This is a genomic window from Microbacterium sp. Leaf161, from assembly GCF_001423645.1.
GTDB classification, from domain to species: Bacteria; Actinomycetota; Actinomycetes; order Actinomycetales; family Microbacteriaceae; genus Microbacterium; species Microbacterium forte.
On the sequence record NZ_LMOW01000001.1, the window covers coordinates 2213500 to 2227168 of the forward strand.

The following is a 13669-nucleotide window of genomic DNA, read 5'->3' on the forward strand; positions in this document are numbered from 1 at the left end:
CGCTCTCGTCGGGGGTCAGTTCATTTGACAAAGGTCATCTCCCTCTTGTCTCCGAGGATGCCCTGAGGTCGGAAGATCACGAGCAGCATCAGGGCGATGCCGACGAAGATGAACACCAGGGTCGAGGCCTGGCTGTCGGACATCGGCAGGATTCCCGCCTTCGCCATGGACGGCAGCAGGTTCGCCATGAACGCGAACACGACCCAGAAGAGGATCGCGCCGAGCGTCGGGCCGAACACCGTGGCTGCTCCGCCGAGCAGCAGCGCAGTCCAGAGGAAGAACGTGAGCGAGGTCGTGTAGCTCCCGGGGACCACAGCCGAGGGGAGGACGAACACGATTCCTCCGGCCGCGCCGATCACACCGCCGACCACGAGCGCCTGCATCTTGTAGGCGAAGACGTTCTTGCCGAGCGAGCGCACGGCGTCCTCGTCTTCTCGGATGCCCTTGAGCACGCGCCCCCACGGGCTGCGCATGAGCGACCAGACCAGGAGGATGGCGACGGCGAGGACGATCAGGCCGAATACCCGGTTCCACAGGTCGTTCGCGCTGTAGGTCCACGGCCCGAACCCGTAGGTGCCCGGCGGGAAGGGGTTGGCGTCGCGGAACCCGCCGTTGAACTGCGCGAGACCGTCGGCCGAGTTGGTGTACTCGTCGAAGATCTGGGTGGTGAAGAGCAGTCGCACGATCTCACCGGCCGCGATCGTCGCGATGGCGAGGTAGTCGGCCCGCAGCCGCAGTGTCGGGATACCGAGGAGGACGGCGAACAACGCGCCGCCGACGAGGCCGATCAGCATGCCGATCCACCAGGGGAGACCGAAGGTCAGCACCGAGATGGCGTAGCCGTATCCGCCGATGGCCATGAAGGCGGCCATGCCGAAGTTGAGGAGTCCCGCGTATCCGAAGTGCACGGCCAGACCGGTCGCCGCCAGCGCGTACGCCAGGGTGACGGGGCTGAACAGATAAGCGGCTGTGTTCGAGAAGATGCTTCCGAAGTCCATGGCGATCAGCCCAACCTTTCCCTGCGTCCCAGCAGGCCCTGCGGTCTGACGAGGAGGATCACGATGAGCACGACCAGGGCGCTCGCATACTTCAGATCCGAGGGGATCCAGAGGGTGGAGACCTCGACCGCGATGCCGACGATGAGGGAGCCGACGAGCGCGCCGAACGCGGTGCCGAGGCCGCCGAGGGTGATGGCGGCGAAGATGAGCAGCAGCATCTGCATGCCCATGTCCCACTTCACACCGGGGCGGAAGTACGCCCAGAGGATGCCGGAGATCGCCGCGAGGGTGCCGGACAGGATCCAGACGTAGCGAACGACCTTGTCGACGTCGATGCCCGACGCGGCCGCGAGCTGCGGGTTGTCGGAGATCGCCCTGGTGGCCTTGCCGATGCGGGTGCGTGTGAGGAAGAACGCGACCCCGACGATCACTACGATGCTGACGACGATTCCAATCAGGTCGATGTACGACAGCGAGATCGGACCGAACCGGAAGGGCTCGGGGCTCGCTCCGGGAAGCTGGCGGGTGCCGCCGCCGATCATGTATTGGAAGGCGTAGCGCAGGGCGAGGGACAGGCCGATGCTGACGATCATCAGCTGCACGACCCCGAGCCCTCGTCTTCGCAGCGGACGCCAGATGCCGGCGTCCAGTGCCCAGCCGAAGAGGCCGCCGCCGATGACAGCCGCGATGATCCCGACCCAGAGGTCGAGATGCCAGAAGCTCGTCGTCACGAGGGCGACCAGGCCGCCCCAGGTGACCATCTCGGCGTGCGCGAAGTTCGACAGCCGGGTGGTGCCGTAGATGAGCGCGGCGCCCATCGAGGCGAGTGCGAGCAGCAGACCGAAGTTCAGACCGCCCACGAGACGCGAGAGGAGCTGATCGATGAAGGACGTCGTCATCCTCTCGCCCTCGCCGAGGAAGAGGTTGAGGATCTTGGTGCCGGTCAGACCGAACTCGACCTCGAACGACGCCGTCGTGCCGGCGATGGGCTGAGTGCCCTCCGGTAGCTGCGCCGCGTCGACGATCACACCGTCGGGGAGCGTCTCCTCGTCGACGGTGAGCGTGTAGGTGTCCTTCTCAGGCACGTACAGGCGCCACTTGCCCTCGGCGTCCGTCTCGGTCTCGCCCTCGAAGCCGCCGCCCTCGATCGTCATGACGACGCCTTCGACCGGGTCGTCGTCGAAGGTGATGACGCCGGCGAAGTAGAAGTCGGTGATCTCCTGCCCGTCGTCCGTCTCTTCGGCGGAGGCCGCTGCAGGAGGCTGCAACCACAGGAAAGCGATGGCGAGGAGCGACGCGAGCAGGATGATGACCCACCGCATTCCGCTTCGATTCGCCGAGATCGTCGGACGCACAGAACCTCCAGCCCAGTACACAGGCCATGACGGAGTTGTGCATCGGCCCTGATGTACGACGGTATGAGCGTAATGTGTCGGCTCTGTTTCAACCAAGGCACGATCTGCTCACGGTGAGAACGATCCCATCACGAAGTTGCGAATCCGGAGCGTCTCCGCGTGTCGTGCTGCGCGGGAGCGCGCGACGACCGGGAATTTCCTCAGGCTCCCGACGCTTAGAATTGGTACACCCTCGCCCCCAGATCGCGCCCGCAGGAGGACAATCCATGGACCAGCACGACCCCTTCGGCTTCGTCGGACTCACATACGACGACGTGCTGCTCCTCCCGGGGCACACCGACGTCATCCCCAGCGAGGCCGACACCTCGTCGCGGATCACCCGCCGGATCTCGGTCGCGACACCGCTGCTGTCCAGCGCGATGGACACCGTCACCGAGTCTCGGATGGCCATCGCGATGGCACGAGAGGGCGGCATCGGCATCCTGCACCGCAACCTCTCGATCGCCGATCAGGCCGCGCACGTCGACCGCGTCAAGCGCAGCGAGTCGGGCATGATCACCGACCCGATCACGACGTCGCCGGATGCGACCGTCGAAGAGGTCGACGCGCTCTGCGCCAAGTACCGCATCTCGGGCCTTCCTGTCGTCGACCCCGACGGCCGTCTCGTCGGCATCATCACCAACCGCGACATGCGGTTCGTGTCGGGTTTCGAGCGTCAGACCACCTTCGTGAAGGACGTCATGACGTCGGAGGGCCTCGTCACCGCACCGGTGGGCGTGGCCGCAGGCGAGGTCATCGCGCTCTTCGCGCACCACCGCGTCGAGAAGCTGCCGCTCATCGACGACGACGGCAGGCTCGCCGGCCTCATCACCATCAAGGACTTCGACAAGAGCGAGAAGTACCCGCTGGCGACGAAGGACGACCAGGGTCGCCTGCGCGTCGGCGCGGCCATCGGATTCTTCGGAGACGCCTGGGAGCGCGCGGAGGCGCTGCGCGATGCCGGCGTCGACGTGCTCGTGGTCGACACGGCCAACGGCCAGTCTCAGGGCGTGATCGACCTCGTCAAGCGGCTCAAGGCCGACGAGAGCTTCGCGCACATCGATGTGATCGGCGGAAACGTCGCGACCCGCGAGGGCGCTCAGGCGCTCGTCGACGCGGGCGTCGACGCCGTCAAGGTCGGCGTCGGACCCGGCTCCATCTGCACCACGCGCGTCGTCGCGGGCGTCGGCGTGCCCCAGGTCACCGCCGTGTACGAGGCATCGCTCGCGGCACGCCCCGCCGGTGTGCCCGTGATCGCCGACGGCGGACTGCAGTACTCGGGCGACATCGCCAAGGCCCTCGTCGCCGGTGCTGACGCCGTGATGCTCGGCTCGCTGCTCGCCGGCACCGACGAATCGCCGGGCGAGATCGTGTTCCAGTCGGGCAAGCAGTTCAAGCAGTACCGCGGAATGGGGTCGCTCGGAGCGATGCAGACACGCGGCAAGCAGACCTCGTATTCCAAGGACCGCTACTTCCAGGCCGATGTGCCGAGCGACGACAAGCTCATCCCCGAGGGCATCGAGGGTCAGGTGCCGTATCGCGGTCCTGTCGGGGCCGTCGCGTACCAGCTGGTCGGCGGGCTGCGCCAGTCGATGTTCTACGTCGGTGCGCGCACCATCGAAGAACTCAAGCAGCGCGGCAAGTTCGTGCGCATCACCGCGGCCGGGCTCAAGGAGTCGCACCCGCACGACGTGCAGATCGTGGTCGAGGCGCCGAACTACAAGCGCTGAGACAGAAGAGACAGAGGGCCGGATGCGACAGCATCCGGCCCTCTGTCGTGCGGCGCGGTCGTTGCGGTCTATTGATATGCCAGTATTTAGAGACACCCGCTCGACTTCCCCTCGAGCTCTCGGCGCGAAGGGCGCAGGGAGTGACATGCCGGACGCTGATCGGCAGGGGACTTCCCCAATGAGAGCCGCAGATATGCCCCAGGATGCTCCCCGCGTCCTCGTCGTCGATGACGACCCTGACGTCGCCCTGCTCGTGAAGACCGTGCTCGAGAGGCGGGCCGGCTGTGAGGTCGCGGTCGCGCACGACGGGCAGTCCGCCGTCGAGCGACTCGAGACCTTCACCCCTGACGTCGTCGTCACCGACATCGAGATGCCCGGTCTCGACGGGCTCGAGCTGCTGGCAGAGCTGCGTCGCAATGATCCCCTGCTGCCTGTGATCGTGATGACCGCGCACGTCTCGGTCGAGTACGCGGTGTCGGCCCTGCGCGCGCAGGCCGACGAGTTCCTCACGAAGCCGCTCGACAATCTGAAGCTCGTCGAGGCCGTGCAGCGGCTGGCGACCGAGGGCCGCGCGCGACGTGAAGCCGGCCGCACCAAAGAGGTCGTGCTCGCCATCGGCGCGCACCCCGACGATGTCGAGATCGGCGTGGGCGGGATCCTCGCGGCGCACGCCCAGGCCGGCGACTCGATCACCATCCTCACCCTCTCGCGCGGTGCGCGCGGTGGAGACGCCGACAGTCGGCAGCACGAGTCGCTCGCCTCGGCCGAGATCCTCGACGCGCGCCTGTTCGTCAAAGACCTCGTGGACACCGAGATCTCCGGCGGCGGTGCCACCGTGCGGTTGATCGAGGAGGTCGTTCAGGAGGTGCAGCCGACGATCGTCTACACCCACTCGTCCAACGACCGTCACCAGGATCACCGCGCCGTGAGCGAGGCGACGATCGCCGCGACCCGCAGGGTCGGCACCGTCGCCTGCTACCAGAGCCCCTCGGCCACCATCGACTTCCGTCCGACGCGCTTCGTGCGGATCGATCAGTACATCGCTCAGAAGCTGCGCCTGCTCGAGTGCTTCGGCTCGCAGACGGCGACGCGCGACTACCTGGACCCCGACTTCGTGACGGCCACGGCTCGATACTGGTCGCGTTTCGGCGGCGGAGCGGCCGTGGAGCCGCTCGAGGTCGTGCGCGAGACCGCCGAGTTCGTCGGCGCCCACGAGCTCACTCGAAGGGAGAGCTGATGACCGCGCGCGTGCTGGTGACCGGTGCAGGAGGCCCTGCCGGAGTGGCCGTGATCCGCTCGCTCCTGCGCCGATCCGACCTCGAGGTCTTCGCGGCCGACATGGACGGCTGGGCCAGCGGGATCTACCTCGTCCCGCCGACGCACCGGCGTCTCGTGCCACCGGGGCGCGACGAGGACTTCGTCTCGACGATCGCCCGCATGGTCGAGGAGGATCGACTCGACCTCGTGATCTCCACGGTGGATGTCGAGCTCGCGGCACTCGCCGGCCGACGCGACGAGCTGGCCCCGGCCGTGCTCGCCGCGCCCTCGCAGGACACGCTCTCGGTGGCGCTCGACAAGCTGGCGCTCGCCGAGCGCTGCGAGGCGACGGGGCTCACCCCGCGCACCGTGCTCGCGGGTCCCGACGCCCGGGCGGTCGACTGGGAGTTCCCGGCCTTCGCCAAGCCTCGCCAGGGTGCGGGCAGCCGTGGCGTGCGAGTCGTCCCCGACCGCGCGGCGCTCGACGCGCTGCCCGAGGATGAGGGACTCATCGTGCAGGACTTCCTCCCCGGCGAGGAGTACTCCGTGGATGTGATCGCAGACGCCTCGGGTGCGGTGGTGGCGGCTGTGCCGCGCACCCGCGCCAGGGTCGACTCGGGTGTCGCGATCGCCGGACGCACGGTGCACGACGAAGAGCTCGAGAGCGCCGCGGCGTCGATCGCTCGTGCCATCGGACTCGTGGGCGTCGCCAACGTGCAGCTCCGGCGGGACCGCGCAGGCCGTGCCGTGCTGCTCGAGGTCAATCCGCGGTTCCCGGGTGCTCTTCCGCTCACGATCGCCGCCGGCGTCGACATCCCCTCGCTCGTCGCCGATCTGTTCCTGGGTCGTGAGATCCCGTCGAAGATCCCTTTCCGCGAGGTCGCCTCGGTGCGGTTCCTCAAGGACGTGATCCTCGACGTCGACGAGGTCCTCGTCTCCGCGCACGCGGGGCATCAGGAGGAGCTGTGACTCACGCGCTGCTCCGAGGCGATCATCACGTGCATTCGACGTTCTCGGACGACGCGGTCTCGACTCTCGCCGAGAACGTCGCGGCGGCATCCGCGGCGGGGCTCGCCACCGTGCGCCTGGTCGACCATGTGCGCCGATCCACACCCTGGGTGCCCGACTATCTCGCGGCCGTGCGGTCGCTGCAGGTGCCCGACGGTCTCACCGTGCTGACCGGGGTGGAGGCGAAGATCCTCGATGCCTCGGGTGACCTCGACATCCCCGAGCTGCCCACCGGGATCGACCGCATCCTGATCGCCGATCATCAGTTCCCCGGCGTCGACGGACCGCTCGGTCCGAGCGTCGTCCGAGAGCGGATCGAGGGCGGCTGGGCTCCGGAGGACGCGCTCGATCAGCTGGTCTCCGCGCTGATCTCGGCCATGCGCCGCCACCCGGGGAACCAGCTGGCGCACTGCTTCTCGATCCTGCCCAAGATCGGTCTCTCCGAGAACGACCTCGGTGCCGATCGCATCGCGGCCTGGGCGAAGACGGCGGCCGAGACCGACACGATCGTCGAGGTGAACGAGAAGTGGGGGTGCCCCGGTATCCCGCTTCTCGACGCACTGCACGGCGCCGGCGCCGAGATCGTCGCGTCGACCGACAGCCATGTGGCCTCCGATGTCGGACGCTATTCGCGCGTGGTGGAGATCCTCGACGGATGGAGGGCTCGCTGATGCCCGAGCTGAACTGGGTCGAGACCGTCGTCGTCGTGTTCCTGCTCCTCTGCGTGCTGGTCGGAACGCTGCCTGTCATCAACACGGGCCTGCAGTTCCTCGTGCTCCCGATCCATGCCTTCCGCAACCACTACGGCAAGGCAGCTCCGCACCACCCCCGCATCGCCGTGCTGATCCCCGCCTGGAACGAGGGGCTCGTGCTCGGGCAGGCGATCGAACGCCTCACGCAGCTGGAGTACCCGGCCGACCGGCTGCGGATCTTCGTCATCGACGATGCGTCGACGGATGACACCCCGGAGGTTGTCGCGGCGAAGGCTGCGGCGTACCCCGGACGCGTCGTGCACCTGCGCCGCGACAAGGGCGGCGAGGGCAAGGCGCACACGCTGAATCACGGGCTCGACATCGTGCTCGCGGACGAGTGGACCGAAGCGGTCCTGATCATGGACGCCGACGTGATCTTCGCGCGGGACTCGCTGCGGAAGATGAGCCGGCACCTGGCCGATGAGAAGGTCGGGGCCGTCACGGCCTACATCGCCGAGGGCAGCCGCGACCGCAACTACCTCACCCGGTTCATCGCGATCGAGTATGTCATCGGACAGCTCTCGGCCCGGCGCACCCAGAACGTCGGGGGAGCGATCGCGTGCCTGGCCGGCGGCGCGCAGCTGCATTCGCGGGCGAACCTGGAGGCCATCGGCGGTCGGATCCCGACCGGCACGCTCGCCGAAGACACGATGACGACGTTCGAGGGTCAGCTGGCGGGGCGCCGTATGGTCTTCGAGCCCCACGCGGTCGTGCTCGCCGAGGAGCCCCGCACCATCGACAGTCTCTGGAAGCAGCGCCTGCGGTGGGCGAGAGGCAACGTGCAGCTGACCTCGATCTACCGCCATCTCTGGTTCCGACCCAGCCGCGTGCACAATCTGGGCAGCTTCGCATTCGGTCTCGCGTGGTTCACAATCCTGCTGTTGCCGGCGTTCATGATCCTCGCCGCCACGGCGCTGCTCGTGCTGCTCGTCCTGCACAGCGACATCGCCGAGTTCGTCTTCCGCTTCATGTGGATCTCCGCAGCCTGCATCTATCTGTTCTCGATGCTCTACGCGGTGCAGCTCGACGGGCGGATCGGCCGCCAATCCTGGCGCGAGGCGCTGATGTTCCCCGGACTCGGGGCTCTCATCCTGATGGCGATCGCGCTGTTCCCCTGGCTGTTCGAGGCGGGGCTGAGCGGTCTCGGGATCGCCGTCACGGATGAGACCCGGTTCACCTGGGCGGTCGTCTTCTACCTCTGGGGGCCGATCTCGATGCTCGGCATCTGGCTCGCTCGCGCGGTGGAGCGACTGCCAGGCGGCCGCTTCTTCGCCGGCCTCCTGCTCTACATCTGCGGGTATGGGTCGCTTCTCTGCGCCATCACCGTGGATTCGTACATCAAAGAGTGGCGCCATGCCGACGCCGCATGGATCAAGACCGAGAAGATCGGACGGGTCGACTCATGACCGAAGCACCTTCGAGAAGCGCCGAGGAGGAGGAGATCGCCGCCGATGCGCGTCGCGAGAAGCTCCTGATCCCGCAGGCGCTCCTCGCCATGGGCATCGTCGTCGTCATCGTGATCGTGCGAGAGCTGTTCCTGCGATGACCGCGCGGCCGCTGGCCCTCGTGGTCGAGGACAGCGCAGATCAGACGGCGCTGCTGAAGCGCTACCTCGACCGCGAGGGGTTCGACGTGTACGCGGCGGCGGATGCCGAGACGGCGATCGCTGCGTTCGCGACGATATCTCCGGCCGTCGCCGTGCTCGACCTGCTGCTCCCCGGCATCAGTGGAACGGAGCTGGCGCGTCTCATCAAGGCCCGCTTCCCCGACTGCTTCCTCATCGTGAGCTCGGTGCTCGATGTCGCGGACTACCCCGACGCCGATGCCGCGCTTCCCAAGCCGATCATCGGTGCGGATCTGCGAGCGCTCCTGCGAGAAGCGACACGATGACTCCGACCAGCACCGTGCAGCAGTCGTTGGAGCGCAGCTGGCGCCGCTACTTCGACAACCCGACGCCCCTGATGAAGCAGGGCCCGACGGCGATCGCGGTCGCCGTCGCGGCCGTGCTCATGTGGACCGTCCCGGGGATCCCGGTGACGGACGCGGCTGTCGCGATCTTCGGGCTCGTCACCATCGCCGCCGTCACAGCGCTTGCGGCCGTGCTCTCGGTGCGAGGTGTGTACGAGGGCTGGGTCGTGATGCTCATCCCGATGATCGACATCGTCGCCTTGGGCGCCATCAGGACAGGCACCGGCGGGCCGGCTTCGCTCTTCTCGTCCTTCGTCCTCCTGCCGGTGATCTGGATCGCGGCCGCACCGGGGCGCCGGCAGGTCGTCATCGTGGGGGTCCTGTCGTCCATCGCCCTGGTCATGCCGAACATCATCGACCCGCCCGAGGCCCCGGCCGACTGGCTGCGCGGTGTGATCGGGCCGCTGGTCTTCGCGACGGTGGGGGCCATCGTCAATGAGCTGTCGCGCCAGCAACGTCTTCGCACCACCCAGGCCGAGGCCCATGTCGTCGAGCGCACCGCCGCTCTGGCGGCCAACGAGGAGATCCTCGAGCAGCTGAAGTCGAGCGAGCAGCAGTACCGCGCGCTCTCCGAGTCCTTCACGAGCCTGTGGAACTCGATCACCGGACAGGCCGTCATCGCGACCGACAACCGTGGAACCATCACGGCCTGGAATCCGGGCGCTGTGCGGCTGCTCGGCATGGAGGTGCCCGATGCGCTCGCTGCGGTGCAGGTCGACCGGTTCTTCCCGTCGCATGCGCTCGCCCCGTTCGTCCCCGAGCATGGGCCGACGCCGGGCGATGAGCTCCACCCCGGCCTGCGCGCCCTTTTCGACGACGCTGACGCCGGGCTGCCGGTGGATTCGCACATCGACGTGGCGAGGGAGGGCGGTTCGACGGTCCCCGCCCGCGTCACTGTCACCCCGTACCAGGATTCCGACGGGTCGCGACACGGCTACCTGCTGGTGATCACCGACGAGACCCGGGCGGTCGAGGTCGCACGCATGAAGGACGAGTTCGTCGGGATGATCTCGCACGAGCTGCGCACACCGCTGAGCGCGATCATCGGATTCCTCGACCTTCTGCAGAACGATCCGGCCCAGCCCCTCACGTCGGATCAGCAGGAGTTCGTCGACATCATCGAGCGCAACGCGCAGCGGCTGCTGAATCTCGTCGGCGACCTGCTCTTCACCGCCCAGGTCGAGTCCGGTCGATTCCCGCTCGAACGCCGAGAAGCCGACGTCGCCGAGCTGGTGCGCAGCGCCGTCGCGTCTTCGGGGCCGCACGCGCAGCGGCAGGGCATCGAGATCCTCGCCGAGGTCCCGACGAGTCCGGTGCTGATGACCGTGGATGCGGGACGTATCGGGCAGGCCCTCGACAATCTGCTGTCGAACGCGATCAAGTTCACCGCGGCGGGAGGGCGGGTGACCGCGAGCCTGCGCGAGGTCGACGGAGCCGTCGAGCTCGCCGTGCGCGACACCGGGGTGGGGATCCCCGAAGACGAGCAGGGCATGCTGTTCACCCGGTTCTTCCGCGCGTCGACCGCGACCCGAAACGCGGTGCCCGGTGTCGGGCTGGGGCTCACGATCACTCGGGCGATCGTGCTCGCCCACGGCGGCTCGATGGATGTGACGAGCAGGGAGGGCGTCGGCACCGAGTTCCGGATGCTTCTCCCGGTGGCCCCTCGCACCGAGGCGATCCAGGTGGTCGGCCGTCGATCCTGACCCGCAGTCGGCTCCGGTAGCTGATAGCCTGGTCGGCTCGCCATGCGGGCGGAAGGACGGCCACGCACGGTGGGATACATAGATGTTGGAGGGGTCTCGCTGACCCTTCCTGACGGCAGACCGCTGTTGGACGAGACGACGTTCCGCGTCGGAGCCGGTTCGACGAGCGCGCTCATCGGACCCAACGGGGCAGGCAAGACGACGCTGCTCCGCATCATCCGAGGCGATCAGGCCGCAGACGCCGGGGTCGTGACGATCGACGGCGGGCTCGGTGTGATGGATCAGTTCGTCGGCCACGGTGAGACCGGCCAGACCGTTCACGAGCTGCTCGTGAGAGTGGCGCCTCGGCGCATCCGTCAGGCGGCGGTGGCTCTCGAGGCGGCGGAGGACGCGCTGATCGAACGGGATGAGCACGACACCCAGATGGCCTACGCGACGGCGATCGCGGAGTACGCGGATGCCGGCGGGTACGAGCACGAGACCGTGTGGGATCAGTGCACGGTCGCCGCTCTCGGCGTGCCGTACGAGCGTGCGCGGTACCGTGACCTCACGACGCTGTCGGGCGGCGAGCAGAAGCGGCTCGCTCTGGAGGCGCTGCTGCGCGGACCGGACGAGGTGCTGCTGCTCGACGAGCCCGACAACTACCTCGACGTGCCCACGAAGCGCTGGCTCGAGGAGCAGCTGAGACAGACGCCGAAGACCGTGCTGCTCGTCTCGCACGATCGAGAGCTCCTGGCGCGGGCGGTCGATCGCCTGATCACTCTCGAACCCGGCGGCGCCGGCGCCTCGGCATGGGTGCACGGTGGCGGGTTCGCAACCTACCACCAGGCGCGCAGCGACCGGATGGACAGGCTCGACGAACTCCGCCGTCGGTGGGACGAGCAGCATGAGAAGCTGCGCACCCTCGTCGCGAACCTCAAGGTCAAGGCATCGGCGAACGACGGATTCGCGTCGCGGTATCAGGCAGCGCAGACCCGTCTGCGCAAGTTCGAAGAGGCTGGTCCGCCGGAGGAGCGGCCGCCGGCTCAGGACTTCGACATGCGACTGCGCGGAGCACGCACCGGCAAACGCGCGGTGGTCGCGCAGCGGCTCGAGCTCAGCGGCCTGATGCGGCCGTTCGATGCCGAGGTCTGGTACGGCGATCGGGTGGCCGTGCTCGGGTCGAACGGCTCGGGCAAGTCGCACTTCCTCCGCCTGCTCGCGCGCGGAGGCAGCGACCCGGATCCGTCGCTGGGCCACGTGACCTCCACGGGGGAGCAGCTGGCTCCCGTCGATCACAGCGGGCGGGCCACGCTCGGCGCGCGCGTCGTGCCGGGGCTGTTCGCCCAGACGCATGCGCATCCCGAGTTCGTCGGCCGAACACTGCTCGAGATCCTGCACAGAGGCGACGAGCGGCGGGCGGGGATGCCGAGGGACGCAGCCAGCTCGGCGCTCGACCGGTACGGGCTCGTCCGCCAGGCCCAGCAGCCCTTCGAATCGCTCTCCGGCGGGCAGCAGGCGCGCTTCCAGGTGCTGCTGCTCGAGCTCTCGGGCGCGACGCTGCTGCTGCTCGACGAGCCGACGGACAACCTCGACATCGAGTCGGCAGAGGCCCTTGAGGACGCCCTGAAGCGCTTCGAAGGCACCGTGCTCGCGGTCACCCACGATCGCTGGTTCGCGCGCTCGTTCGACCGGTTCCTCGTGTTCGGGGCAGACGGCGAGGTCTACGAGTCCGATGCTCCGGTGTGGGACGAGCGTCGGGTGGCGCGGGCCCGCTGAGTCAGGGCGGGCGGAAAGGCGCGGACGCGAGGGCGGTCGGGTCGAGCGCGAGGTCCGCGAGGGTGGCCCCCACTCCCGGTGCGAACTTGAACCCGTGCCCCGAGAAGCCTGCACCCACCACGATCCGTCCGCGCCGATCGAGCACGAAGGCGCTGTCATCGGTCGAGGTGTAGGTGCAGCTGACGGGAACCGCGGATGCCGGGTCGAGGCCCGGCATCCACTCGCGCACGTAGTCCGCGAGAGCCCGCGCGTGCGTGACCGCGTGTGGACGGGCATCGGGGTCGACGACGTCGCCCACGCGGTGGAAGCCGACCTTGACCCCCTCGCCGGGCGTCGGCATGCCGTAGACCGTCGCGGGGTGGATGTCGGGGTCGACATAGTGATTGAACGACGGCCACACGTCGTCCCCTGTGGGTCGGAAGTGCGCGGGAAACTCCTCGGTGACCTCCAGCCGAGGCAGGCGGATGCCGGGCAACATCCGCTCGGTCCAGGCGCCGACCGCGACGACGACGACGTCCGTCCGCACCCGCTCTTCGGACAGCACGATGTCGACGCCCTCGTCGGTCTCCTCGATGCGCGCCACGGGGGTCTCCCAGCGCACCTCGCCTCCCGCGGCCACGATGCGTCGCTCGAGCTCACCCATCGCGGCGGATGCTCGGGCGACACCGGCATCGCGGGAGAACAGCACGTCGTCGCCGAACCGCATGCCCGACCATCGCGACGATGCCTCGCCGGCCGTCAGCGTCTCGGCGTGGATGCCGCGCTCGATCAGACGCCGCTGGATCACGGCGAGGTCGACATCGCCGTGGGTCACGAGGCCATGGAGGCGCAGCAGCGGCTCGCCGTCGACCTGCCCCAGGGCATTCCACCCCTCACGCGCGCGCACGAGCAGGTCGAGGTAGTGCTCTTCGTCGTAGGCATTGTTGAAGTTGCGTGTCGCGCCGTGCGAGGCCCCCTGGTGGTGTCCGCGGGCGAAACGGTCGAACACGACAGGCTTCAGCCCTCGCCGGGCGAGCTCCCACGCGGTCGCGAGGCCCATCACGCCGCCGCCGATGACGGCGACCTCCATCGAATCCGACATATTGCCTCCCGAGCTCCTTC

General features: G+C 68.3%; 12 protein-coding genes. 9 read left to right on the top strand and 3 right to left on the bottom strand.

Annotated features, from left to right (window positions below):
- Positions 1-20: 20 nt before the first annotated feature.
- Positions 21-998, bottom strand: coding sequence for a branched-chain amino acid ABC transporter permease (locus ASF87_RS10625; protein WP_056375810.1), 978 nt, complete (start codon positions 996-998; stop codon positions 21-23).
- Positions 999-1003: 5 nt separating this feature from the next.
- Positions 1004-2320 (bottom strand): branched-chain amino acid ABC transporter permease, encoded by a 1317-nt coding sequence (locus ASF87_RS10630; RefSeq protein WP_056376456.1) that lies wholly within the window; start codon positions 2318-2320, stop codon positions 1004-1006.
- Positions 2321-2619: 299 nt separating this feature from the next.
- On the opposite strand from ASF87_RS10630, the gene guaB reads away from it, so the two are divergent.
- From guaB to ASF87_RS10670, 9 genes are all read left to right on the top strand, one after another.
- On the top strand, positions 2620-4122 hold the full coding sequence (guaB, locus tag ASF87_RS10635) for an IMP dehydrogenase (RefSeq protein WP_056375811.1): 1503 nt from the start codon (positions 2620-2622) through the stop codon (positions 4120-4122).
- 178 nt (positions 4123-4300) lie between these two features.
- Entirely contained in the window at positions 4301-5359 is a 1059-nt protein-coding gene (locus ASF87_RS10640; protein ID WP_235558923.1) for a response regulator, read from the top strand.
- On the top strand, positions 5359-6348 hold the full coding sequence (locus ASF87_RS10645; protein WP_056375813.1) for an ATP-grasp domain-containing protein: 990 nt from the start codon (positions 5359-5361) through the stop codon (positions 6346-6348). Before ASF87_RS10640 ends, ASF87_RS10645 begins: the two co-directional genes overlap by 1 nt.
- Positions 6345-7058: a PHP domain-containing protein gene (locus tag ASF87_RS10650; RefSeq protein WP_042539200.1), complete on the top strand. Its 714-nt coding sequence runs from the start codon at positions 6345-6347 to the stop codon at positions 7056-7058. The genes ASF87_RS10645 and ASF87_RS10650 overlap by 4 nt, the downstream gene beginning before the upstream one ends.
- The gene (locus tag ASF87_RS10655; RefSeq protein WP_235558924.1) at positions 7043-8545 is read left to right on the top strand and encodes a glycosyltransferase family 2 protein; all 1503 of its coding nucleotides are present in this window, start codon (positions 7043-7045) and stop codon (positions 8543-8545) included. Before ASF87_RS10650 ends, ASF87_RS10655 begins: the two co-directional genes overlap by 16 nt.
- Entirely contained in the window at positions 8542-8685 is a 144-nt protein-coding gene (locus ASF87_RS17840; protein WP_164481683.1) for a hypothetical protein, read from the top strand. The genes ASF87_RS10655 and ASF87_RS17840 overlap by 4 nt, the downstream gene beginning before the upstream one ends.
- Positions 8682-9029 carry a response regulator gene (locus tag ASF87_RS10660; protein ID WP_056375814.1) on the top strand — a complete coding sequence of 116 codons (348 nt, stop codon included), beginning with the start codon at positions 8682-8684 and terminating at the stop codon, positions 9027-9029. The genes ASF87_RS17840 and ASF87_RS10660 overlap by 4 nt, the downstream gene beginning before the upstream one ends.
- Positions 9026-10810 carry a PAS domain-containing sensor histidine kinase gene (locus tag ASF87_RS10665; protein WP_056375815.1) on the top strand — a complete coding sequence of 595 codons (1785 nt, stop codon included), beginning with the start codon at positions 9026-9028 and terminating at the stop codon, positions 10808-10810. Before ASF87_RS10660 ends, ASF87_RS10665 begins: the two co-directional genes overlap by 4 nt.
- Before the next feature lie 69 nt (positions 10811-10879).
- Positions 10880-12568, top strand: coding sequence for an ABC-F family ATP-binding cassette domain-containing protein (locus tag ASF87_RS10670; protein WP_056375816.1), 1689 nt, complete (start codon positions 10880-10882; stop codon positions 12566-12568).
- A gap of 1 nt (position 12569) precedes the next feature.
- Here ASF87_RS10670 and ASF87_RS10675 read toward each other — a convergent pair whose 3' ends face one another.
- Complete coding sequence (locus ASF87_RS10675) at positions 12570-13649, bottom strand: FAD-dependent oxidoreductase (RefSeq protein WP_056375817.1); 1080 nt, start codon at positions 13647-13649, stop codon at positions 12570-12572.
- Between the last annotated feature and the right edge of the window lie 20 nt (positions 13650-13669).

What these genes read in the sequence shown, in the direction of transcription:
- ASF87_RS10625 (WP_056375810.1), bottom strand. Translation starts at nt 998, where the DNA reads ATGGACTTCGGAAGCATCTTCTCGAACACAGCCGCTTATCTGTTCAGC.
- ASF87_RS10630 (WP_056376456.1), bottom strand. Translation starts at nt 2,320, where the DNA reads ATGCGGTGGGTCATCATCCTGCTCGCGTCGCTCCTCGCCATCGCTTTC.
- guaB (WP_056375811.1), top strand. Translation starts at nt 2,620, where the DNA reads ATGGACCAGCACGACCCCTTCGGCTTCGTCGGACTCACATACGACGAC.
- ASF87_RS10640 (WP_235558923.1), top strand. Translation starts at nt 4,301, where the DNA reads ATGAGAGCCGCAGATATGCCCCAGGATGCTCCCCGCGTCCTCGTCGTC.
- ASF87_RS10645 (WP_056375813.1), top strand. Translation starts at nt 5,359, where the DNA reads ATGACCGCGCGCGTGCTGGTGACCGGTGCAGGAGGCCCTGCCGGAGTG.
- ASF87_RS10655 (WP_235558924.1), top strand. Translation starts at nt 7,043, where the DNA reads ATGGAGGGCTCGCTGATGCCCGAGCTGAACTGGGTCGAGACCGTCGTC.
- ASF87_RS17840 (WP_164481683.1), top strand. Translation starts at nt 8,542, where the DNA reads ATGACCGAAGCACCTTCGAGAAGCGCCGAGGAGGAGGAGATCGCCGCC.
- ASF87_RS10660 (WP_056375814.1), top strand. Translation starts at nt 8,682, where the DNA reads ATGACCGCGCGGCCGCTGGCCCTCGTGGTCGAGGACAGCGCAGATCAG.
- ASF87_RS10665 (WP_056375815.1), top strand. Translation starts at nt 9,026, where the DNA reads ATGACTCCGACCAGCACCGTGCAGCAGTCGTTGGAGCGCAGCTGGCGC.
- ASF87_RS10675 (WP_056375817.1), bottom strand. Translation starts at nt 13,649, where the DNA reads ATGTCGGATTCGATGGAGGTCGCCGTCATCGGCGGCGGCGTGATGGGC.